The sequence below is a fragment of the Serratia sp. PL7 genome (assembly GCF_945957435.1).
On sequence record NZ_CAMFLB010000023.1, the window covers coordinates 1 to 22,681 of the forward strand.

The following is a 22,681-nucleotide window of genomic DNA, read 5'->3' on the forward strand; positions in this document are numbered from 1 at the left end:
GACTATCAGTTACAGAAATTACCTGGCCATTGCCGCCAATCAGCTCCCTTTTAGGCAGGACAAAGCGATCACTGCACCCGACCGCAACACCGTGGCAACTCCCTTTTGGGCAGGATAAAGCGATCGCTGCACCCGACCGCAACACCTTGGCAATTCCCTTTTAGGCAGGACAAAGCGATCGCTGCACCCGACCGCAACACCGTGGTAACTCCCTTTTGGGCAGGATAAAGCGATCGCAGCACCCGACCGCAACACCGTGGCAATTCCCTTTTAGGCAGGACAAAGCGATCGCTGCACCCGACCGCAACACCGTGGTAACTCCCTTTTGGGCAGGACAAAGCGATCACAGCACCCGACCGCAACACCGTGGCAGCTCCCTCTCCCTGTGGGAGAGGGTTGGGGTGAGGGGCATGTTTCCTTCAGTAATTACTTAATTTTCAAACTGCTGCCGTTGCTGTGGATCACATCGCGATACCAGTAGAAACTCTTCTTGCGGCGGCGTTCCAGGCTACCGTTGCCCTCATCATCGCGATCGACATAGATAAAGCCGTAGCGCTTCGCCATTTCCGCTTTGGAAGCGCTGACCAGATCGATCGGCCCCCAACTGGTGTAACCCATCACCTCAACCCCATCGTCGATCGCTTCTGCAACCTGCACCAGATGGTCGTTGATATAGTCAATGCGGTAATCGTCGTTGATGCTGCCGTCGGCCTCAATGCGGTCTTTCGCCCCCAGCCCGTTCTCGACGATAAACAACGGTTTCTGATAGCGGTCATACAGCACGTTGAGCAGATAGCGTAGCCCCACCGGGTCTATCTGCCAGCCCCATTCCGAGCTTGCCAGATGCGGGTTAGGTACCATGTTGAGGATATTGGCACGGGCGGTCTTGTTCTGTTCTTCGTCGGTGGTCACACAGCCACTCATATAGTAACTGAACGAGATAAAGTCGACGGTTTCGCGCAGCGCCTGCTTATCTTCCTCGGTGATCGTCACCTGAATGCCGTTCTCACGGAAGAAACGTTTCATATAGGCCGGGTATGCACCGCGCACCTGCACGTCACCAAAGAACATCCAGTCGCGGTTCTGGCGTTGGGTTTCCAACAGATCTTGCGGCTTGCAGCTCAGCGGATAAAGAATGCCGCCCAGCAACATATTACCGATCTTACCGTCCGGCACGATCTCATGGCAGGCTTTTACCGCCTTGGCGCTGGCCACCAACTGATGGTGGATCGCCTGGTAAATCTCGCTTTTGCTGCTGTCTTCAGGCAGGCCCACACCGGTGAACGGCGCATGTAGCGACATGTTGATCTCATTGAAGGTCAGCCAGTGTTTGACCTTATGCTTGTAACGCTCGAACACCGTGCGAGCATAACGCTCAAAAAACGCAATAAGCTTACGATTACCCCAACCGCCATACTTTTGCGTCAGTGCATAGGGCATTTCGTAATGTGACAGGGTGATCAGCGGCTGAATGCCGTATTTTGCCATCTCATCGAACAGCCGATCGTAAAATGCCAGCCCGGCTTCATTCGGTACCTCTTCGTCCCCTTGCGGGAAGATACGAGTCCAGGCGATCGAGGTACGCAGGCACTTGAAGCCCATCTCGGCAAACAACGCGATATCTTCAGGGTAACGGTGGTAGAAATCGATCGCCACATCCTTGATACCGCTGTCTCCGGCAACGCGCGGCGTCAGCCCCCCAAAGATCCCTTGGGGTTGCAGATCTGACGTTGAAAGGCCTTTGCCATCCTCCAGATACGCCCCTTCAACCTGATTTGCCGCGACCGCGCCGCCCCATAGAAAATGCTGTGGAAATTTGCAACTCATCGCTTTCTCCTCAAAAAACCTGATTAACGTAATAGTGTCAGCAACGGTGCCTGTTCCTGCACCGGGCTTTGGCCGCTGGTAAGCACATCGACATAGTCGTCGCTGTTGCTGATGATGATCGGGGTGGTGGTATCGAAACCTGCGGCACGGATCGCCTCTTGATCAAACTCGATCAGCAGATCGCCCTGTTTAACGCGATCGCCCTCTTTGATATGGGCGGTAAAATGCAGACCGTTAAGCTTGACGGTATCGATACCCACGTGGATGAGCACCTCGGCGCCCTCATCCGATTCGATGCCGATGGCGTGCTTGGTTTTGAACAGCGATACCACACAGCCATTGACTGGGGCCACCACACGGCCCTGGTGCGGCATAATGGCCACGCCTTTACCCAGCAGGCCGCTGGCAAAGGTGGCGTCCTGAACCTGCTCCAACGGGATGATGTCGCCAGCAATCGGGCTGGTAACCTGCTGCTTGCGGTTGAGCGGTGCCTGTGGAGTTGGGGCTGCTGCCGCTTCAACCGGTTGTTCCGCTGGCGGTACGATGCCGAACAAATAGCTGGCAATGGCTGCAAACACAAACGACACCAAGGTACCGGCGATCGCCCCCAAGACCGTCGCATCAAAGCCGCCCGCCGGAATGATCTGGGCAAAGGTGAAAATACTGACCAAACCAAACGAGTAGGTTGCCGTGTGGAAGTAACCGATCACCGCTCCACCCAACGCCCCGCCGATACAGCCGAAAATAAATGGTCGTTTGTTTGGCAGCGTGACTCCGTATACCGCAGGCTCGGTAATCCCGAAGATACCGGCGGTAACGGCAGAGCCCGCCATCACCCGCAGCTTGGCATCGCGGGTACGCAACATCACGCCCAACGTGGCCCCCACTTGCCCCATCACCGCAGGTAACAGCAGTGGAGACAGGGTGTCACGGCCAAACACGCTCATATTGTTGAGCATCAGCGGTATCAGCCCCCAATGCAGGCCGAAGATCACACAGACCTGCCAGGCTGCGCCCATAAAGGCACCGGCAACGATCGGGTTGAAGGCATAAATGGCCTGATAACCGTTGGCCAGCATGTGGCTCAGCCAGGTGGCCGCCGGGCCAATCAGTAAGAAGGTGAGCGGCACCGTGATCACCAGACACATCAATGGCGTCACAAAATTACGCAGTGCGCTGTGCAACACGCGGTTAAATAGCGGCTCCAGGCGGCAGGATACCCAGGCGGCAAAAATGATCGGAATGACCGACGAGCTGTAGTTGATAAAAGTAATAGGAATGCCGAGGAAATACTCCGGCTGAGCCCCCGGGACCTGTGCCGCGTCAAAAGCCCCCATCATCAACGGATGAGTCAACGCCCCACCGATGGCCATGGTGACAAAGACGTTACCGCCAAATTTCTTACCGGCGGTGTAACCCAGCATGATCGGTAAGAAATAGAACAGTGCGTCGCTGGAGGCAAACAGCAGCTTGTAGGTGCCGCTACTCTCCAACAGCCAACCACAGGCCAGGCTCAACGCCAGGAAGCCCTTGAGGATCCCCGAGGCCGCCATCACACCGAGCAGCGGGGTGAAAATGCCGGAAACCACGTCGATAAAACGGCTGAGCAGGTTTTCCTGTTTATCTTCTTGTGCATTGGCTGGCGTTTCCTCACCTGCGCCAAGCTGGGCATTCAAGGCGTTATAAACCTCTCCTACGTGGTTACCTACCACCACCTGAAACTGGCCGCCGCTTTCCACGACCATAATGACGCCTGGGTTTTTCTTCAACGCCTCCGCATCTGCCTTGCCGTGTTCTTGCAGTTTAAAACGCAGACGGGTGGCGCAATGCACCAGGCTTTTCACATTGTCGCGGCCACCGACGCCGGCCAAGATCTCACTGGCTAATTCCTGATATTTCATGGTTGTATCCTTAACGCTTAACCTTGCTGCTCCCCAGCTACGGCGATGGCCAATCGTCGTGGAGGAATTCAGCGCAAAAAAAAACCTAAACCTCGCGGCCTCTGATCCCAACGTGGGGAAACAGAAACTCGAGGTTTAGGTTTTGCCTGCTAAAGCAGTGACAACCCTAAATCGGTTGAGCTATGACGGTAACATTCTGTTTTTCAGTGCGGCAAGGCTTTCCGCCGTAAAGTTGCCGAAGTGTGATCTGGTAGACAAAATCCCCCTACCGTACTCCCGCGTTTTAGTGTCGGTAATAAGCCATAAAAAAACATTATTAACACTTACCTATTTCCGAAGTGTAATTTACAGTAAAGGTATGTCTAGATAGGCAAAAAAACATAACCAATAATGACTAAAGTCATTAAATAACATTGAATTACGATTTTATTTCAACCTATTTGTTTCATTGAGTTTATGATTATACTCCTTTTTGAGTAGTGAAAAACCCGCCTTAAGTCCCCCTAAAACTCCAAGTATTATCTTAATTTACGCAAAAAATACATCAGAAAATCTAACTAAAAGATGGACAAAAATAGTTCAGAGTATTATTACTAGTCTCCAGAAAATTTGTTTTAGGGAAAGCAGTCGCCATGGCATTACGTACAGAACTTGGACGGGTGTTAATTACTGGTGCCGGTGGCCGAGTGGCGACAGCGTTCAGGCAGTTCGCTGGCCACCGTTACGACTTTCGCCTGGCGGAAAAAGAAGCAGGCCTGATCTCTCATTTGCGGCCCAATGACGAGTTACTGACGTTCGATATCACCGATATCGAGGCTTGCCGGGCTGCCTGCATCAACATCGATACCGTGCTGCATTTGGCCGCCGATCCTTCTGCGGATGCAGATTTTTGTTCTTCACTGATGAACAACAACATCCTTGGTACATTCAACATCTTCCGCGCAGCGAAAGACGCAGGCTGCCAACGCGTGGTGTTTGCCAGCAGTGCACAAGCGGTGGAAGGCTACCCACTGGATTACCAGGTGCGCCCGGACGATGCGCCGAAGCCGAAAAATATGTACGGGGCTAGTAAGGCGTTTGGCGAAGGGATCGCCGCCTATTTTGCCCATCAGGAGGGGCTTTCTGCACTGTCGGTGCGGATTGCCAACTTTACGACGTTGGAAGCGGGCCAGCAGATCAGCGCGCGGGATATGAGCGCCTTCCTGAGCCACCGGGATGCCGCCGATCTGCTCGATCGCTGCATCCGCGTTACCCACGTGCAGCATGCGGTGGTGCATGGCATCTCTAACAACCGCTATAAGCGACTGTCGTTAGAGGAGACCACGCGACTGCTGGATTACTACCCCGAGGACGATGCGTTTACCCTGCTCGGGTTTAGTTAAGCGGGCGCAGCACGGCAGCGAACCCGGTGAAGGAATGTCTGCCGTTCACCACATTACGGCTTTTCAGCAATCTTGCGCAGATACTCGTTATTTTTGAAGGCGATGATCACCATTTCAAAACCGACACGGGTAAACACGCCACCAATGATGATGCCCAGCAGACCACGGAAAAACTCACCATAGAACATCGAGCCAATCCCACCGACCAGAATGCCCAGCAGGCAAAGCCAATAAACGCCGGTAATGATTTTCGGCGTCAGCATCGCATCAAAAAAGAAAATATTTTTCATCGTGTATCCCTTCATTCGTTAAGGTTGACCGTTCCTGAGCGGCAAAGCGCCCTCAAGCTGGAATGAAGTATACTGGCCAAAGATGACAAAAGGTAAGAATACATGATGGATTGTTTTCCCTACGTTTAAAGACGTAGCGATGCTCAAGCCGGCTCTAACCCGGAAAAAACTCCCAAGTTAGAACAGATAACTCTACCCCTTCTGAATACTAATCTGCCAGCGGGCATCACCGGTCTGCTGGAAATCCGTCACGCTGTGTCCTGCCTCAACCGCCCAGCGCGGCAGATTTTCCGTGGCCTGAGCGCAGTCATATTCAATCACCAGCAGGTCACCTGAACCCAATTGCTCAATGTGCTTTTTGGCTTCCATCAGCGGGAACGGGCAAAGTTTACCGGTGGTATCCAGAGTGATCGTTTTCATAGTCCTCAAGCCTCTTTTGTTTTAATCGATTGATTCGGAAGAATAATAGTGAAATAACTGACCACCCAACTGCCCAACAGGATGCACGGAATAAACAGCCAGCCCTGCCAGGAGAACCAAGCGGTATTGACGATGGTATTACCCAGCATACAGCCCCCAGCCAATCCGCTGCCGATCCCCATCAATCCGCCCCCAAACAGGCTTTTGACCATTGTCGGGAGGCCGGGCGAGCGCAGCCGCAACTCCTGGCTTCCCCAGGCAGCCACCAGCGCACCGGCAAAAATCCCGATTAGCAGATAGCCTGCCCAGCCAAAGAAGCCGGTTTTACCCTCGGTGATTAACGAAAACAGCTGTGCGCTGGGGCCACTAATCCCCAGACCGCCAACCCGGCCCGCCTCTAGGCTGGAAGGCCATGCCAGCAACGCAATAACGCCGATCAATACGGCACTGACGAAGGGATGCCAGCGTGCTTCGAACAGCCAGTGGGCAATGCCCTGCTTGCGCGGTTTAGGTTGCGGAACGGGGAAGGATTTACGTTTCAGGTGGCGCCAGACCAGCACACCGGTCAGCACGGTTAGCACCGCTACAGCAGGCCAGGGAGACATGCCGAACGTCTGCATCAGCGAAGCGTCCGGTAAGGCAGGGGCGTTGATGGGCGCGAACAGCTGTTTGCCACCCGGCTGGCGGATATACCAACTGGCGACCACAAAACCGATCACGGCAATCATACTTCCGGCCAGCCCTTCGGCAGCGCGATAGTAAGCTCCTGTGGAACAGGAGCCTGCCAGCCCCATGCCGATACCGAAGGTTACCCCACCGACCAACGTCGCCAACCAGCGGAAATCCCCGCCGGGCAGTTTAGCCCAACCGAGGGCCACGAAGGTGAACAAGCCGATACTTTGCAAGGTGATGATAATGAGGATAGCGAGGGTCATGCGCCCGTCGCGGAACAGATAGAGGTCTCTCAGACCGCCGGCCATACAAAAGCGCCCGCGTTGCATGATAAATCCAAGAAGGAAACCCAGAAACAGACCTGTCATAAGGGAAGACTCCTTTTTATGGCGATGCCATAACCAGATTGTAAAAGGCGTACCCTGGGTAGGGCGCAGGCATTTTACTCGCTAGAGACAGAGAAATCACATAAATAGGAGGGTTATTGAGGAAGTGATCGTGTTTCCGATGTTGGTGCAGGCCAGGTTGGCAAAAATTCAACCTGCGGGGGAGTTCTGCTATCATCCACAATAATGTGGGGAAAGCCCGGTGTTGCACAGTTGAGGTATGATTTAAAGATGGATACACAGGCAAGCCGTACAACGCCAGTTTTGTCGGTTTTTGATTTTGACGGCACGCTGACACACCACGACAGTTTTATCCCATTTCTGCGTTTCGCTTTTGGGCGTCGCGTATTTGCCCGGCGCTTATTGCAGCTGGCGCAGCCTGCGTTTAAGCATATGCGCAAAAAACTCACCCGTGACGAACTAAAAGAAACCCTGATCAAGGTTTTCCTGACGGGGGTGGACGAGCACTGGTTCCGTCAGCAGGCGGAAGCCTTTTGTTCGGCCTATTGGACCAAGCTGATGCGCCCTTCCGGGCTGATTGCGGTTGCCATGGAGGTCAGTTCTGGCGCTGAAGTCACGATTTGTTCCGCTTCACCGGCCCTGGTACTACAGCCGTTTGCCGATCGTTTGGGCATCAAGCTGATTGGTACTCAGTTGGAAGTGGTCGATGGGAAGCTCACCGGGCTGATTACTGGCCATAATTGCCGCTGTGGGCAGAAGGTTGAACGCCTGGAAAGTATCTATGGCCCACTGGGGAACTATCATCTCAGAGCCTGGGGCGATACCCGTGGGGACTATGAACTGTTGGCTGCGGCCCAGGATGCACACTGGCGGCATTTCCATCCGGCCTGGTCAAAGCGCCGCTCTGCGGTCAAAAGGCTGCGCGTTGCAGAGCCTAATGTGATCAGCAAGACCGATCAGTAATCCATCCCTTCAGCAATCCGTTTCGCCCCTCACCCCAACCCTCTCCCACAGGGAGTGGAGTTGGTTCTGAGCAGCAGTCAGGTACCGTGATCGACCTGCTCCCTCCGCGAAAAACAGCTGGTACGGTCGCGTGCTCGATAAAAGAGTGCTGGTTTAATAGGGTGGTCAGGTAGATTGCTGCAACCAATCGCACACTCGATCGGTCCCCTCTCCCTGTGGGAGCGGAGCTGGTTCTGAGCAGCAGTCAGGTGCCGTGATCGACCTGCTCCCACCGCGAAAAACAGCTGGTACGGTCACGTGCTCGATAAAAGAGTGCTGGTTTAATGGGGTGGTCAGGTAGATTGCTGCAACCAATCGCACACTCGATCGGTACCCTCTCCCTGTGGGAGCGGAGCTGGTTCTGAGCAGCAGTCAGGTACCGTGATCGACCTGCTCCCTCCGCGAAAAACAGCTGGTACGGTCGAGTGCTCGATAAAAGAGTGTTGGTTCAATGGGGTGGTCAGGTAGATTGCTGCAACCAATCGCACACTCGATCGGTCCCTCTCCCTGTGGGAGAGGGTTAGGGTGAGGGGCCATCGCGGTACGTTATGTATTTATTTAACTGTCTGATATTAAGAAGTTAAAAAATAATCCGGTCCGCCTTGGCGGCGTCATACCACTCTTTAAACTCCTCCAGCAGCAGATCGTACAAACGGTCTTCTTTCATCGTGGCAAAGTCATCAATCGCGAAGAAGTTGGTGTTATCCACCCGGCGATCGGTGAAGGTATCCAGCTTTTCCAGCACGCCGTAGTTCGAGCCCCCCAGGCCGACAAACTTCCAGAAAATCGGATAGTTGGCCGAGCGCTTGATCGCCTCTTTGATCTGGCGCGTCTTGCTGATGCCGCCGTCGGTAATAAACACCACGTATACCGGCATATCACTGTGTTTAAACGTATCGATCAGCTCTTCCATCACCGGCGGCTCATTATTGGTGCCGCCCAGCTTTGGCAGGATTTCCCACATTGAGCGCTTGCCGCTGCCCTGGATCGCCTTGATATAGCCATCAAGATTATCTAACGTCACATCGGGATATTTGGCATGTTTTTCGGCAAAGCCCCAAACGTCCATCGAGCCATCATCATCAAACTGCACGGCCAGCACGGCGATGCGATCCAGTACCGCCTGCACATTGCCCTTTTTGAACTGCCCGGTCATCGATCCTGAAGCATCCAGCACGAACGCAACCTTGGCCTTTATCGACTGCAGATTGAATTTAGCCAGGCTGACGGTGACGTTCTTCGCCAGGCTCACCAAATGCGGGGCTTTATCCTGCAGTTTTTTCTCCAGGCTGACGGTCGGCGGCGGAGTAGCAGGCGCAGCTGGCTGAGCTACATCAACACCATAGTTTAACGCCAAGGGCTCCAAGCCACCGTTAAACCCTTGCCCCAGAGCACGCAGCTTCCAGTTACCGGCATGGCGATAAATTTCGGCCACAATCAGCGCTTTCTCCTGACGGCCTGGGGTTTCTACGCTGTATTGGGCAACGTTCTGCGCATCCATTTTCAGGTGTTGTAGCCCAGAGATAGCGTCCAAACCATCAATCACCAAAGTGATGGCAATCTTGCTGACATCGGCGTCAATTTTGCTTAGATCTAACGATAGGGTGCTGCTTTGGTGGGTGGTTTGTAAAACGACGCTGCGGTTAGGGGTAGCGGTTTGATTGAAGAAGATAAAATCGGCATCGCCACGAACTTTACCCTCGGCATTCAGCAGGAATACCGCGGTATCAGGCTCACTCTTAAAACCAGGGTTGGCGGGGTACTGCAGTGTCAGGTTGAGCGAGGTGCCATTGACCACCAGGTTCTGGCCGGACTGTAAAATCATCAGGATAACCTCCTGTTAAAATAGCTTTTCCATAACGGGGATATTGGCGGGTAGGCCCCTCACCCCAACCCTCTCCCACAGGGAGAGGGAGCTGAAAGCCCCTGCTCTGCAGGAAGAAAGAAGATCATCTCAGCAAAACTTGAGCGCCCCCTCATCTAAAGTCGCGTACAAGGAGAGGGAGCTGAAAGCCCCTGCTCTGCTGGAAGAAAGAAGATCATCTCAGCAAAACTTGAGCGCCCCCTCATCCAAAGTGAGCGCGAAGAGAGGGGGCTAATTCAGTGTCTTAGATATTCACGCCATGCTGCGAGGCCAGCGCGGACAGGCCACCGGCAAAACCTTGGCCCACGGCCTTGAACTTCCACTCGGCACCGTGGCGATACAGCTCGCCGAATATCATCGCAGTTTCGGTAGAAGCATCTTCAGACAGGTCGAAGCGAGCGATTTCGGTGCCGTTATCGTTGTTGTAAATGCGCATGTAGCTGTTGCTGACCATGCCGAAATTCTGTTTACGCGCTTCGGCATCATAGATGGTGACGGCGAAAACCAGTTTCTTGACTTCAGCAGGCACTTTGCTCAGCTCAATTTTGACCTGCTCATCATCGCCATCGCCTTCACCGGTGCGGTTGTCGCCCTGGTGCTCAACGGAACCACAGGTGCTCTTCTTGTTGTTGAAGAAGATAAAGCTGCTGTCGCCCAGCACTTTACCATCATCACCAACCATAAATACGGAGGCGTCCAGGTCAAACCCTTGGCCATCGGTGACGCGCGCATCCCAACCCAAGCCAGCCATGGCAATGTTCATGGTGGGTGCTTCTTTGGTCAGGGATACGTTACCGCCTTTTACGAGAGAAACTGCCATTTTAAAGCTCCTGCTTTGTAGGGGATGATACGGGCAGTGGTGTACTGCCCGTCATATTAACCAGCTTATCGATCAGGACGCGTTGATGCCGTACTGAGCACACACGGAAGCCAAGCCACCGGCATAACCCTGACCCACCGCGCGGAATTTCCACTCGGCACCGTGGCGATACAACTCACCAAACAGCATGGCGGTTTCGGTAGAGGCATCTTCTGTCAGGTCATAACGGGCCACTTCGGTCTGGTTGTCATCGTTCACCAAACGGATAAAGGCACCGGATACCTGGCCGAAGCTCTGACGACGAGCCTGTGCATCGTGGATAGTGACCACAAACACGATTTTGTCGACATCAGTTGGGATCATATCCAGTTTGATTTTCAGAGACTCGTCATCGCCGTCGCCTTCACCGGTACGGTTGTCACCGGTATGAGTCACGGAACCGTCCGCAGAGGTCAGGTTGTTATAAAAAATGAAATCAGCATCACCGCGCACTTTCCCGTTTGCGGCCAGCAAGAATGCAGAGGCATCCAGGTCAAAGTCTTGACCATCGGTGGAGCGTGCATCCCAACCCAGACCAATCAACACATTCTTCATGGTTGGGGCTGCTTTACTCAGGGAAACATTACCGCCTTTAGATAAAGAAACACTCATTGTTCTAACCTCTCAAAAAGTAAACTCATTCAAATGGATTTCAGCTGGATAGGAGATCAGCTCTCCTTTTTCTCCTCGGCGTCGGGCTTGCCTGGGAACATGACGCTCGCGAGAATACCCACCGCAAGAACGCCCAGCACGACAAAGAGACTAGCCGTTGCTGAAATGCTGTACCCATGATGCCAGATGTGGTCGGTGGCATTAAGACCCAGTTTCACCGCAATGAAGAACAGCAACACAATAACGGCTTTTTCCAGATGCGTCAGGTACTGCTTCAGGGCTTCCAACACAAAATAGAGCGTACGCAGACCAAGGATGGCAAACATCATGGCGCTGTAAACAATCAGCGGTTCACGGCTTACCGCAATGATGGCCGGTACCGAGTCAAACGCAAACATCACGTCGGACAGTTCAACCACGGCCACACACAGCATCAGCGGTGTAGCATACCGCCAGGCTTTGGCACCACGGCCAATGGTGACATCCTTGTTTTCCGGTTTAGCCAACTCCTCATCAACTTCTTTCTGGCTTAACAGGAAGTCGTGACCTCTGAGCTTCGGCCAAATCGGGAAGAACCGTTTCACCATGCGATACGCCAGGTGCTGCGAGTAGTCTTCGATCTCATCGCCGTCATCGCCACTGCGTAACATCATAACCGCCGTCCAGGCCACGATCAGCGCAAAGACAATTTCAACGTATGGCCCGAGGCTGAGCAAGCCGGTACCGATGGCAACGAAGATGCCACGGAACACGATGGCCCCGATAATGCCCCAGTAGAGCACGCGGTGACGGAAACGATCCGGCACGGCGAACCACGAGAAGATCGCCATCATGACAAACAGGTTATCAACCGACAGCACTTTCTCTAACGCATAACCGGTGACAAACAGGCTGGCCACTTCGGCGCCGTGGTGGATATACAGGAAGCCGGCAAACGCCATCGCCACCGCGACCCAGAACACCGACCATAAGGCTGCGCTCTTGAGCGAAATAGGCTTGTCATCGCGGTGCATAAACAAGTCAATAAAAATGGCCCCGACAGCCAATACTATGAAAACAATGACGGTCTCGGTCGGGAAGCCGATGTGCGTGGATACCATATTAACCTTCTGAAGATATTACATTAAAGACCGAATTCGGCCGCATCAAAGCCCAGAGCAGCCACAATTTCGCGTACCGCTTTTTGCTCATCCTGATCGAAGTCACCGTCGCTTTTGGCTACGGCGATACCAACACGGATGGCCAACTGGGCCGCTTCCGGCTGATCTTTCAGCGCCAGGATGTACTTCATGGTTTCACCTTTACCAATTTCGACATCGAACTCAAAGCTGGCGATCAGTTTGTTAAAGAATTCGATGACTTCCGTAGTCTCGAAAACCTTCAGCTCATCGGATGCGTGGAGGAAACCGATCATCTTCTGTTTTTCTTCAGAGCTGACGCCATCGCTGGCCACGGCGATACGTGCGCACACGGCCACGGTACCCTGCATGAACTTTTTGTTCTTGAAACGGCCAACCTGCTTGGTCAGCTCGTCGCGGCTGGCATTGAATGCCCCTTTAACCTTGTTGAAAAAACTCATGGTGAAATCCTCTGTGAAATTGATTACTTTGACCCTGCTCTCCAGCTGAAACCCCAGCCGAAAGCCTGATCCATGTCACTATGACCGTTAAAGAAGCGGTTGATACGCTCAACCTTGATACTGCCGTTCTCGTTAACCAGGCGTGCAATGGCACACATGTTGCGGTTGTTCTGGCCTTCCGACATCCGCGTTTCAATCGGTGGCTGCTCTGGCACGTGCAGCGTCACAACGCCGTCCGTTTTATCCCAGCTCGCGACCCCTTCGTAGATGAAGGCAAACACCAGCACTTCGCGGATATGTTTCCATTCACCCCCGTTGATATGCAGCCATTCGCCGTCCGAAACATCACCGGTACGGTCATCACCTTGCAGTTGGACAAACGGCTCGCGGTTGTAGTCACCAAAACGCTTACCAAGCGCCTGGATCACCGTTTTTTCCCCGTTGGCCATTTCAACAAACGCCCCGAGATCGAGATCGACGCCCTTGTTCGAACTGAACATCGCCCGTAAACCCGTCGGGCCGCTGCCGCGATGCCAGTTCAAGTTGATACGGATTTGCCCAAAGTTATCCCGCTTGGTCAGGCTGATAGCCGGTTTTTCTTTGGTCAACGACACTTTGCTCAGGCTGATTTTGGCTGGCTCCGGCGTTGGGGCCGGTGCAGGCGTTGGCGCTGGAGCCGCTGCCGGTGCAGGAGCATCCGCCACATCCACACCAAAATGTTCAGCCAGCGGTTTCAGCCCGCCGTTGAAGCCCTGAGCGATAAAGCGGAACTTCCATTCGCTGTTACGACGGTAAAGCTCACCCAGGATCAATGCGGCTTCCTGGCGGCCATTCAGCTCAACGGTGCCCACCAGCAGCACTTCGTTATCCGCTTCAATCTGGATCAGCAAACGTTGCAGGCCCGCGACGGTTTGAACCCCTTCACAGGTCACCGTAAAGGCGACTTTCTGCACGTCTGGGTGCAAACGGCTGACGTCTACCGCGAAGTTGGAGTTATGACCTTCTTGGGTCAGGGTAACCGTGGCGTCATCGCTCTTGGGCTGACCATAAAAGATCATGTCCGCGTCGCCCTTCACTTTGCCATCGGCATACAGGCGGAAAGCGGAGGCATCAACCGGTGCGCCGGACACCACGCGCACGGTTAATAATTTAGCTGGAACTGGGGCATTGGCCCCCGGAGTCATATTCATTAGCGCACCACGGTAGCGACGATGTCAGCATGCATGTCATCAATGGTTCTGCCGCTGCAGGCTTTGCCATGCGCGGTAAAATCCCACTGGCCATTGTTACGACGAAGTGAAGCAATCACGATACCGGTATGAGCGCCCTGCTCTTTCAGCTCATAACGTGCCAGCTCCTTGTTGGCCTGATCGACCACGCGGCAAAACGCGTTTTCCACATCGTTGAACGACTGCCCACGGAAGCTGTTGACGGTAAAGGCCAGGTATTCCACCTGAGCAGGCAGTTTTGCCAGCTCGACCAGGATGACTTCGTCATCACCATCGCCTTCGCCGGTCAGATTGTCGCCGCTGTGCACCACTGCGCCACAGCGAGACTTGAGCTGGCGGAACCAGATGGTGTCGATGGTCTTGCCATCTTTGTCCAGCAATACGCAGCCAGCATCGAGATCGATGGCATCACTGCCGCCGCCGAACATCTTGCTCAACAGGCCACCTTTCTTCTTGATCGGATCCCACCCCAGGCCGAAGTGCAGCTGGTTGATGGCAGATGACTGCTTGCTGAGCGAAACGGTCTGGTTCTTGGTTAATGAAACCATGGTCTAAGTTCCTTCAAGTTGGTATTGAAAACAGTGATTTTTTTACACCAAATTCCATGAGTAAAAAATCATATCATGATGTTGTTCTTGCACAACCCATTTTTGCTTTCAAACAGCCTTAATTTAGTTAAATACATATTTTATATTGATTTATTTTTTTCACACTTGGTAAACCTTTGGCCGAAACATTCATTTTATGCCACTTTTCAAGGTATCTTTTCACTTCCAGACTGACATCATGTTATGATTGACATCGCCATCGGGTGGCCTCAACCCACAGCGATCCTTTTAACCATCAAGCCTTGAACGGTAAAAATCAAAAAATGACACTCAAAATGTGGCTTATGGAAGGTTTATCTTCCCAGCGGGATATTATTCAAGGCATCGTTTCATTGGTGAAAGCCAAGCAAACTGCCGTGACGGTGGTTGCCTCACACCGTAATGAACGTAACGAGATCCTCTCCCAGGCAGACGTCGCCTTGTTCGAACCGAAAGAGGACGAACAGCGGCTACCCTTCATTCTGTCTACGGTGAAACAGTGCGGCATCCAAGCCATCCACACGGGCCGCAACACGCAGTGGTTCGAGGCCCATCGGCAACAGATCGAGGCTGCCGGTGTCACACTGACCACCGGTGCCACCAGCCAGGCGATGTTTGAGCTGGCCGATGACAAAGTGGCATTTGCCCAGGCCATGGAGCAACAAGGGCTGCCTGTCGTCCCCTCTCTGCGCATTGAGTCGGTGGCCGAGCTGCGCGATCTGATTAGCCGTTCCCCTTTCTCTGGCGCGCAGCTGTGCGTCAAACCGGTAAAGGGTATTTATGGCATGGGATTTTGGCGTTTTGATGAAAGCGTGGGCCCAATGGCCGCCTTTACCCATCCGGAAAACCGCAAAGTGAACCCGCAACGCTACCTCAGCGCGCTGGCGGACGCTGGCGAGTTTGAGCCGTTGGTGCTGATGCCTTACCTGCCTGGCCCTGAATACTCCGTCGACATGTTGGTTGATCGGGGCACGGTTCTAGCTGCCGTGGCACGTAGAAAAGAAGGGGCGCTGCAATATCTGGAAAACCACGGCGAGGCGTTTGAACTCGCTAAAGCCTGTGCCACCGCGATGCAGGCCGATGGCCTGGTCAACGTGCAAACCCGCAACGACACCAGCGGGCGTCCGGTGCTGTTGGAAATCAACCTGCGCCCGTCTGGCGGTATCGGTTATACCCGTTTCAGCGGCGTCAATCTGCCGGGCCTGTTTGCCCTGTATAAGCTTGGCGTAATGAGCCAGCAGGAAGTGATTGATGAGGCCAAAGCCGCATTCTCGCCAGCGATCGTCCGCTCTATTACCGATGTCGTCAGATATCACCCCGTGCTCGACAATCTGCTGGTGAAGGACTAACCCATGCTAAATACCTATTCCCGCACGCTGTCTTGCGGCACGCTGAAAGTAACCCCAACGGGCGGCACGATCGCGCTGGATGAGCTGTTTGACGTAGCCGAAAGGCGCAACCCGAAACGCGCGTTTCTGTTCGTCAGCAAGGTGCTTGGCCGCCATATTCCGGTGAAGCCGAGCGTTATGCGTGCCGTCTATCAGCAATTGGCCGTGCTGTTCCCGGCCTGTGAGCAAGGCCCGGTGCTGTTTATCGGCATGGCGGAAACCGCCGTCGGATTCGGTGCAGGTGTGTTTGACGAAGTCCGGGGCAGCGTTAGCGACCCAGTGTACCTAACGTCCACCCGTCACCCGGTAGAGGGGGGGGAGCTGCTGTGCGAATTCAAAGAAAATCACAGTCACGCCACCGACCACCTGCTTTATCTGCCACAGGATGCCGAACTGCGCCGCCGCGTGCTGGAAGCTAAAACAGTAGTGCTGATCGATGATGAAGCCACCACCGGCAACACCTTCATCAACCTGCTCCAGGCTTTACAGCAGGATGCCGGGTTACACAACATTGCCCGCGCCATCACCGTTACGCTGACCGACTGGAGCGGCGACGCCCTCGCCCAACGCAGCCCAATCCCTATTCAGTATGTGTCATTGGTTCAAGGTGACTGGCACTGGGAAAAAAATCCCGATGCTCCGGTGCCGGTGATGCCCGCAGTCAACGTAACCGCCACCGGCAGCGTACCGATCACCGGTAAACAAAGCTGGGGCCGTTTGGGTATCTCATCGCCAAGTGCGGATCTGGGGCGCGATATTCAGACGCATCCAGGGGAGAAATTACTGGTACTGGGCAGCAGCGAATTTGTCTGGGAGCCCTTCCTGCTGGCAGAACGCCTGGAAAAACAGGGGGCCGAGGTTAAGTTCAGCTCCACCACCCGTTCGCCGATTGCCACCGGGTTCGCCATCCAGTCCGCCATCGCCTTTGGCGATAACTATGGGCTGGGCATCCCCAACTTTGTCTACAACGTGGCCCACCAGCAGTTTGACCGGATCCTGTTGTGTATCGAAACCCCTGCGGCAAGCGTTGATCCCGCGTTAATTGAGGCGTTAAAACAGGTCGCCCCAACCGTTGAGGTCGTAAGCTATGAATAAGCCGGTCATTTTCTCCGATCTGGACGACACCCTGTTCCAGACGCGCCGCAAGATGGTCGATGAGCTCGACCTGGCCCCGTATCGCACCGGCGCCCTGGATCGTAGCCTGGAGCCACGCAGCTTTATGACCGAAGAACAGTCGATGCTGGTGGACTGGATGCTGGAGCATGCGGAGCTTATCCCTGTGACCGCACGTGGCACCGAAGAGATTGCCCGGGTGAGTATCCCGTTCAAGTCATGGGCGGTTACCACGCACGGTGCAGTGATCCTCACCCCACAGGGGCAGCCAGATCAGGCATGGCAGGCGCTGATGCTGGAAAAACTGCAACCTTATGCTGCCAACCTGCTGGGGATGCAACGCAAGATCACCGAGCTGATGGCCGAACGCAACATCAATGGTTGGGCGCGTATCAACTATGAATACGGTGACACGCCGGTCTATCTGGTGATGAAGCACCGCGATAGCACCCGCCTGGACGAGCTTTACGCCATCGCCGATGAGATTGAGCAGTTGTTCCCTACCAGCGGCTATTACGTCCACCGTAACAGCAACAACGTTGCCTGGCTGCCGACCGTGGTAGAGAAAGGGCTGGCAGTGACTTTCCTGCTGGAAAAACTGCGGCTTGAACGCGGCGTGTTCCCGGTTATCGGGTTGGGCGACAGCCTCAGCGATCATCGTTTTATGAAGCTTTGCACCTGGTTTGGCCTGCCGCGCCAGAGCCAGTTTGCCGAAGCGATCTCCCGCCATATTTTCGGAGAGCAGTAATATGTCTGATTTTGTGCCCTTTTCCGGCTCATACCTGCCCGAGGACGTTCACTTTCTGCTGCAACCGGTAGAAATGGAAATGACGCCGGTCGATCAGAAAGAACAGCTGATCCAGTCCGGTGCCCGTCACTACTCGGAGATGTTGAGCCAGGAACCGGAGCCGACCCCTTCACACCTCGATCTGTTTGCCCGCGCACTCGACCAGGGAGCAGGACGCCTGGCAAAAGAAGTCTCGATGCTGGCCCTTGCGCTGATTGAACGGTTCGGCGATACGCCGATAGTTCTGGCCAGCCTGGTGCGTGCCGGTGTTCCGCTGGGGGTGATGCTCCAGCAAACGCTGCGGGCGATGGGCAAAGAGTCGTATCACTACGGCATCAGCATCATCCGCGACCGAGGCATTGATTCGGTGGCGCTCGACTGGATTGAAGCGCGCCACGGCACCGAAGGGATAGTGTTTGTTGATGGCTGGACGGGCAAGGGAGCCATAACCGGCGAACTGATCCGCTCCCTCAACAACCGGCCTGGTTATCCTGCTCAGCCCCGCCTGGTGGTACTTGCTGACCCGTGTGGGTGTTCGTGGCTGGCCGCCAGCGACGACGACTGGCTGATCCCGTTTGGCATTATGGGCGCGCCGGTTTCCGGCATGATCTCACGCTCCATCTGGTCAAACGAAGGCCTGCACGGCTGCGTACAATGCGATCATCTCGCCCAGTTTGAATGCAGCCGTCTGCTGGTGGATACCGTGGCACAGTATCGCGCAACGCTAGACACAGCGGCGCTTGAGCCCTGCACGCAGGATGCGGAGAGAAAAGCGTACCTGAAACAACAAAGTGAGAAGGTGGTTAACCACCTCGCCGAAAAATATCAGATTGCCAGTATTAACCGAATTAAACCAGGGATCGCAGAGGCTACGCGCGCTGTGCTACGCAGAGTACCGGATCACGTCTTGGTCCGTGCGGTAGACGATCCCGACGTCGCGCTGCTGGTTTATCTGGCACGCGAAAAGGGGCTGACCATTACCGAAGTCGGTGATGAGATCGGGCAGTACCGTGCGGTAACCATTATCAAGAAGGTGCTCTAATGAACCAACGACTTTCCCCTTGGCGGCTGGGTGCTTCACTCTATATGCCCGCCACCAGAACGGATATCGCCGATACGATCCTCAATAGCAAGATCGCCGGTTTACGCTCGCTGATCGTCTGCCTGGAAGACGCGGTCAGCGATGAAGATATTCCCCAGGCGCTGGAAAACCTGCGCGAACTGACCCAAACCTTGGCCAAAGCCAAGGCCGCAGAGGGCAATGATCACTGGCCGCTGGTGTTCGTACGGCCTCGTCATAAAGAAATGGGGAAACAGCTGCTGGCGAGCATGGATTTCAGCGCAGTGGACGGCTTGGTGCTGCCCAAATTCACGCTGGCTTCTCTGCCTTACTGGTGGAACATGATGCAGGACTCGCACCTGTGCATGATGCCCACGCTCGAGACAGAAGAAGTGTTTGACGTGCTGCAAATGCGTGAGCTAGCCAATACCCTGCATCACCACCCGTGCTATCGCCGCATCATCGCCCTGCGTATCGGTGGCAACGATCTGATGAACGTGGTGGCACTCAGAAGGCCACGTAACCTGACGCTGTATGACGGCCCGATGGGTTATGTGATAAAAATGCTGGTCGCCGTGTTTTCCCCACGTGATTTCGCCCTGACGGCACCGGTTTGTGAGCATATTGACGATCATCAGATTATGGATAGGGAATTGGCGCTCGATATCGCCCATGGCCTGGTCGGCAAGACGGCGATCCATCCGAATCAGATCGGCAAGATCGAAAAGGCGTTGATGGTGCAGGCAAACGATCATACCGATGCGTTGCGGATCCTTAACTCCTCGCAGGCGGTGTTTAAATCACAGGGAACCATGTGCGAACCGGCAACCCATCGCCGTTGGGCGTCAGAGATCCTGGCGCGTGCTCAGGTATACGGAATTGCCAGCGAGTCATCTCAGGAAAGCCACCGGTTTAGCATTAACGCAGGCAGTCATTAATCATGCAACTCAATACGCGACAGGCACGGATCTATAAGCTGGCTATTTTGCTCAGTGCGGGTAAACCCGTATCCGCAGACAAGATCATCACAGAGTTAGACTGCTCGGGGCCAACCCTGACACGCGTGCTTAAGGAACTGAGGGAATCCTATGAGGCGGAGATCAAATACCGCAAGGCCACTCACTCCTATCAGTTGACTGCACCTGGGCATTTAGACAAGAAGACGTTTCGCCGTATGCACGATGCGCTGGCGGCTAACTCGGAGCTGAAAACCAGCGAAACCGTCAGCCGGGTGTATCTGGATAAAGAGAAGAAAAAAGCCGTGTCGCTGTCATTGAAAATGTCGGTGCTACGCAAAATCGATCGCTTATCCAGAGTGACGGAAACGACCCGCAGCGAAGCGGTGGATATGGTTGTCGAGCGCTGTATCGACGACCTGGTGCGCAGCATTCAGGCCAGCAAGCAGAAGCCGTAATACCCTCACCCTCTCCCACAGGGAGAGGAAACCGATCGAGCAAGTCTGAAAACTCGGAAACGCACCTTGGATAAGGGGACGATCGAGTTTCCTCTTTACTTCCAAAAGAGCCAGGGCTAGCAGCTGCCTCTTCCTATACGAAATGAAGGGGGCAGTCTGTGCTACAACTCAACGACATCCTCTACATCAGCTCTGTTACAGATCAACTCCAGTACCCGACCACAACTCCGCGCGGGCTCCCTCTCCCTGTGGGAGAGGGTCGGGGTGAGGGGGAGAAAGCGATCGCAAAATAAACAAATCTACTCCTGCAAACGTGGGTATTTCTGTTGAGATAACGACCAGAACACTTATTATGTAAAAACTCGGCACTCAATAAGGGAATACGATGAGAAGACTTCCGGTCTATCTGTTACTTGATACTTCGGGCTCCATGACGGGCGAACCCATTGAAGCGGTCAAAAATGGGGTGCAAACGCTGCTCTCCACCCTGCGACAAGATCCCTACGCCCTTGAAACCGCCTATGTTTCCGTCATTACCTTTGATTCTTCCGCACGCCAAGCGGTGCCCCTCACCGACCTGCTGAGCTTCAAGCTGCCAGAACTGGTGGCCAGCGGCACCACCGCACTGGGTGAGGCCCTCTCCCTGGTCGCCACCAGCATCAGCAACGAAGTGCAGAAAACCACCGCCGAAACCAAAGGCGATTGGCGCCCGCTGGTGTTCATCATGACCGATGGCTCACCAACGGATGACTGGCGCAAGGGCGTCAGCGACTTTAAAGCCGCCAGAACCGGCGTGGTCGTTGCCTGTGCCGCTGGCCACAGCGCCGAAACCAAAGTACTCCAGGAAATCACCGAGATCGTGCTCCAGCTGGATACGGCGGACTCCACCTCGATCAAAGCCTTCTTTAAATGGGTGTCGGCCAGCATTTCCGTCGGCAGCCAAAAAGTCGAGTCAGGTAAAAAGGAAGTCATTGGCCTGGACGATTTACCGCCACCACCACCCGAAGTTAACGTTGTTCTATAAAACATATTCAAGGAGATTTTATGTCAGTCAGTTTGCGTAAAGGACAAAGCGTCAGCCTGCGTAAAAACGAACACGACCTTTCCTCAGTCACCATTGGGCTCGGCTGGGATATCAATGAAGAGAAGAAAGGCCTGCTGGGTGGTCTGTTTGGCAAGAAAGAGCCGGAGTATGATCTCGACGTCATCGCCTTCCTGTGCAATGCCCAAGGCAAAGTCGCCGATCTGGGCGATGTGGAAAACGGTCGGCCTTCACTGGTTAACGGGGATATCATTTTCTTCAACAGCCTGCGCCATAAGTCTGGCCACATCTGGCTGACCGGCGATAACCGCACCGGCGCTGGCGACGGTGATGACGAGCAGATTATCGCCCAGTTGAACTCCCTCGATCCCAAGTACGAAAAAATCGTTTTCATCGTGCAGATTTATAACGGCTTGGAGCTGAAACAACACTTCGGCAAGGTACAAAACGCCTTTATCCGTGCGGTGGATGCCAAAAACGTGGAAATGGCGCGTTTCGATCTTTCGGGCGGGGCCGCCTTTGATGGCCAGCGTTCCATGCTGTTTGCCGAGCTGGTGCGTGAAAGCACCGGCTGGAAGCTGAACGCCATTGGCGAACCTTCCGAGTCCGACTCCTTCGTGTCCCACTTGAAGAACTACCTGCAATGAGAAGATTACCCGTTTACCTGCTGATTGATACCTCCGGGTCGATGCGCGGGGAATCTATCCATGCCGTTAACGTGGGCATTCAATCAATGATGAGCGCGCTGCGCCAGGATCCGTATGCGCTGGAAAGCGTGCATATCTCCATCATCACCTTTGATAACGAAGCCCGGGAGTTTATCCCGCTAACCTCATTGGAAGAGTTCCAGTTCAGCGACATTGTCGTCCCCAGCGCAGGTGGCACCTTCACCGGGGCCGCGCTTGAGTGCCTGATCCAGTGCGTAGATCGGGATATCCACCGCTCCGATGGCGATCAGAAAGGCGACTGGCGGCCACTGGTATTCCTGATGACCGATGGCACCCCGTCAGACAGCTATGCCTATGGCGAGGCGATCAAAGAAGTCAAAAAACGTTCCTTCGGTTCCATTATCGCCTGTGCGGTCGGGCCGAAGGCCAAGCATGAACACCTCAAGCAACTGACCTCTCAGGTTGTGGCCCTCGAAACGCTGGATTCAACGGCCTTTTCCGGCTTCTTCAAATGGGTGTCGGCCAGCGTCGCGTCAGGCAGTTCCAGTGCGGGTGTTAACGCCGGGCAGGATAACCTCCCGCCACCACCACCGGAAATACAGCTGGTTCTGTAGCCAACAGGCAAAGCCTCTACCCGG

General features: G+C 54.4%; 23 protein-coding genes. 11 read left to right on the forward strand and 12 right to left on the reverse strand.

The window, feature by feature from the left end:
* Positions 1–426 precede the first annotated feature (426 nt).
* Positions 427–1,827: a glycoside hydrolase family 1 protein gene (locus tag N6G83_RS43165; protein ID WP_260524165.1), complete on the reverse strand. Its 1,401-nt coding sequence runs from the start codon at positions 1,825–1,827 to the stop codon at positions 427–429.
* Positions 1,828–1,850: 23 nt separating this feature from the next.
* Entirely contained in the window at positions 1,851–3,728 is a 1,878-nt protein-coding gene (gene bglF / locus N6G83_RS43170) for a PTS beta-glucoside transporter subunit IIABC (protein WP_211136718.1), read from the reverse strand.
* Positions 3,729–4,360: 632 nt separating this feature from the next.
* Between bglF and N6G83_RS43175 the strand changes: the two genes are divergently transcribed.
* Positions 4,361–5,110 carry an NAD(P)-dependent oxidoreductase gene (locus N6G83_RS43175; RefSeq protein WP_211136719.1) on the forward strand — a complete coding sequence of 250 codons (750 nt, stop codon included), beginning with the start codon at positions 4,361–4,363 and terminating at the stop codon, positions 5,108–5,110.
* A 53-nt stretch (positions 5,111–5,163) separates the two neighbouring features.
* Here N6G83_RS43175 and N6G83_RS43180 read toward each other — a convergent pair whose 3' ends face one another.
* The 3 genes from N6G83_RS43180 to N6G83_RS43190 form a co-directional block, all read right to left on the reverse strand.
* Positions 5,164–5,400 carry a DUF4282 domain-containing protein gene (locus N6G83_RS43180; protein ID WP_024485043.1) on the reverse strand — a complete coding sequence of 79 codons (237 nt, stop codon included), beginning with the start codon at positions 5,398–5,400 and terminating at the stop codon, positions 5,164–5,166.
* 192 nt (positions 5,401–5,592) lie between these two features.
* Positions 5,593–5,820: a sulfurtransferase TusA family protein gene (locus N6G83_RS43185; protein ID WP_024485057.1), complete on the reverse strand. Its 228-nt coding sequence runs from the start codon at positions 5,818–5,820 to the stop codon at positions 5,593–5,595.
* Positions 5,821–5,825: 5 nt separating this feature from the next.
* On the reverse strand, positions 5,826–6,860 hold the full coding sequence (locus tag N6G83_RS43190) for a YeeE/YedE family protein (RefSeq protein WP_211136720.1): 1,035 nt from the start codon (positions 6,858–6,860) through the stop codon (positions 5,826–5,828).
* A 249-nt stretch (positions 6,861–7,109) separates the two neighbouring features.
* Between N6G83_RS43190 and N6G83_RS43195 the strand changes: the two genes are divergently transcribed.
* Positions 7,110–7,802, forward strand: coding sequence for an HAD family hydrolase (locus tag N6G83_RS43195; RefSeq protein WP_074030011.1), 693 nt, complete (start codon positions 7,110–7,112; stop codon positions 7,800–7,802).
* 619 nt (positions 7,803–8,421) lie between these two features.
* Here the strand turns inward: N6G83_RS43195 and N6G83_RS43200 are convergent.
* The 7 genes from N6G83_RS43200 to N6G83_RS43230 form a co-directional block, all read right to left on the reverse strand.
* Entirely contained in the window at positions 8,422–9,666 is a 1,245-nt protein-coding gene (locus tag N6G83_RS43200; RefSeq protein WP_199061580.1) for a vWA domain-containing protein, read from the reverse strand.
* Between the two features lie 283 nt (positions 9,667–9,949).
* Positions 9,950–10,525 carry a TerD family protein gene (locus tag N6G83_RS43205; protein ID WP_024527710.1) on the reverse strand — a complete coding sequence of 192 codons (576 nt, stop codon included), beginning with the start codon at positions 10,523–10,525 and terminating at the stop codon, positions 9,950–9,952.
* 72 nt (positions 10,526–10,597) lie between these two features.
* Positions 10,598–11,176 carry a tellurium resistance membrane protein TerD gene (gene terD, locus N6G83_RS43210; RefSeq protein ID WP_211136703.1) on the reverse strand — a complete coding sequence of 193 codons (579 nt, stop codon included), beginning with the start codon at positions 11,174–11,176 and terminating at the stop codon, positions 10,598–10,600.
* Between the two features lie 56 nt (positions 11,177–11,232).
* Positions 11,233–12,276: a TerC/Alx family metal homeostasis membrane protein gene (locus N6G83_RS43215; protein ID WP_024527708.1), complete on the reverse strand. Its 1,044-nt coding sequence runs from the start codon at positions 12,274–12,276 to the stop codon at positions 11,233–11,235.
* Between the two features lie 23 nt (positions 12,277–12,299).
* Positions 12,300–12,755, reverse strand: coding sequence for a tellurite resistance TerB family protein (locus N6G83_RS43220; protein WP_024527707.1), 456 nt, complete (start codon positions 12,753–12,755; stop codon positions 12,300–12,302).
* 23 nt (positions 12,756–12,778) lie between these two features.
* Positions 12,779–13,945 carry a TerD family protein gene (locus N6G83_RS43225; RefSeq protein ID WP_211136704.1) on the reverse strand — a complete coding sequence of 389 codons (1,167 nt, stop codon included), beginning with the start codon at positions 13,943–13,945 and terminating at the stop codon, positions 12,779–12,781.
* The gene (locus N6G83_RS43230; protein WP_024527705.1) at positions 13,945–14,532 is read right to left on the reverse strand and encodes a TerD family protein; all 588 of its coding nucleotides are present in this window, start codon (positions 14,530–14,532) and stop codon (positions 13,945–13,947) included. Before N6G83_RS43230 ends, N6G83_RS43225 begins: the two co-directional genes overlap by 1 nt.
* 323 nt (positions 14,533–14,855) lie before the next feature.
* Between N6G83_RS43230 and N6G83_RS43235 the strand changes: the two genes are divergently transcribed.
* The 9 genes from N6G83_RS43235 (at position 14,856) to N6G83_RS43275 (ending at position 22,657) form a co-directional block, all read left to right on the forward strand.
* Complete coding sequence (locus N6G83_RS43235) at positions 14,856–15,920, forward strand: ATP-grasp domain-containing protein (RefSeq protein ID WP_024527704.1); 1,065 nt, start codon at positions 14,856–14,858, stop codon at positions 15,918–15,920.
* Between the two features lie 3 nt (positions 15,921–15,923).
* Positions 15,924–17,054 (forward strand): phosphoribosyltransferase domain-containing protein, encoded by a 1,131-nt coding sequence (locus tag N6G83_RS43240; protein ID WP_211136705.1) that lies wholly within the window; start codon positions 15,924–15,926, stop codon positions 17,052–17,054.
* A complete protein-coding gene (locus N6G83_RS43245; RefSeq protein ID WP_211136706.1) occupies positions 17,047–17,820 on the forward strand; it encodes a hypothetical protein in 774 nt (257 codons plus the stop codon). The genes N6G83_RS43240 and N6G83_RS43245 overlap by 8 nt, the downstream gene beginning before the upstream one ends.
* 1 nt (position 17,821) lies before the next feature.
* Positions 17,822–18,901, forward strand: a complete 1,080-nt coding sequence (locus N6G83_RS43250) for a cysteine protease StiP family protein (RefSeq protein WP_074030004.1) — start codon at positions 17,822–17,824, stop codon at positions 18,899–18,901.
* Positions 18,901–19,857 (forward strand): HpcH/HpaI aldolase/citrate lyase family protein, encoded by a 957-nt coding sequence (locus N6G83_RS43255; protein WP_211136707.1) that lies wholly within the window; start codon positions 18,901–18,903, stop codon positions 19,855–19,857. The genes N6G83_RS43250 and N6G83_RS43255 overlap by 1 nt, the downstream gene beginning before the upstream one ends.
* A 2-nt stretch (positions 19,858–19,859) precedes the next feature.
* On the forward strand, positions 19,860–20,333 hold the full coding sequence (locus N6G83_RS43260; RefSeq protein WP_024527699.1) for an HTH domain-containing protein: 474 nt from the start codon (positions 19,860–19,862) through the stop codon (positions 20,331–20,333).
* Positions 20,334–20,718: 385 nt separating this feature from the next.
* The gene (locus tag N6G83_RS43265) at positions 20,719–21,357 is read left to right on the forward strand and encodes a vWA domain-containing protein (protein ID WP_021807361.1); all 639 of its coding nucleotides are present in this window, start codon (positions 20,719–20,721) and stop codon (positions 21,355–21,357) included.
* 20 nt (positions 21,358–21,377) lie between these two features.
* Positions 21,378–22,022, forward strand: a complete 645-nt coding sequence (locus N6G83_RS43270) for a TerD family protein (RefSeq protein ID WP_024527698.1) — start codon at positions 21,378–21,380, stop codon at positions 22,020–22,022.
* Positions 22,019–22,657, forward strand: coding sequence for a vWA domain-containing protein (locus N6G83_RS43275; RefSeq protein WP_074029991.1), 639 nt, complete (start codon positions 22,019–22,021; stop codon positions 22,655–22,657). The genes N6G83_RS43270 and N6G83_RS43275 overlap by 4 nt, the downstream gene beginning before the upstream one ends.
* The last annotated feature ends 24 nt before the right edge of the window (positions 22,658–22,681 follow it).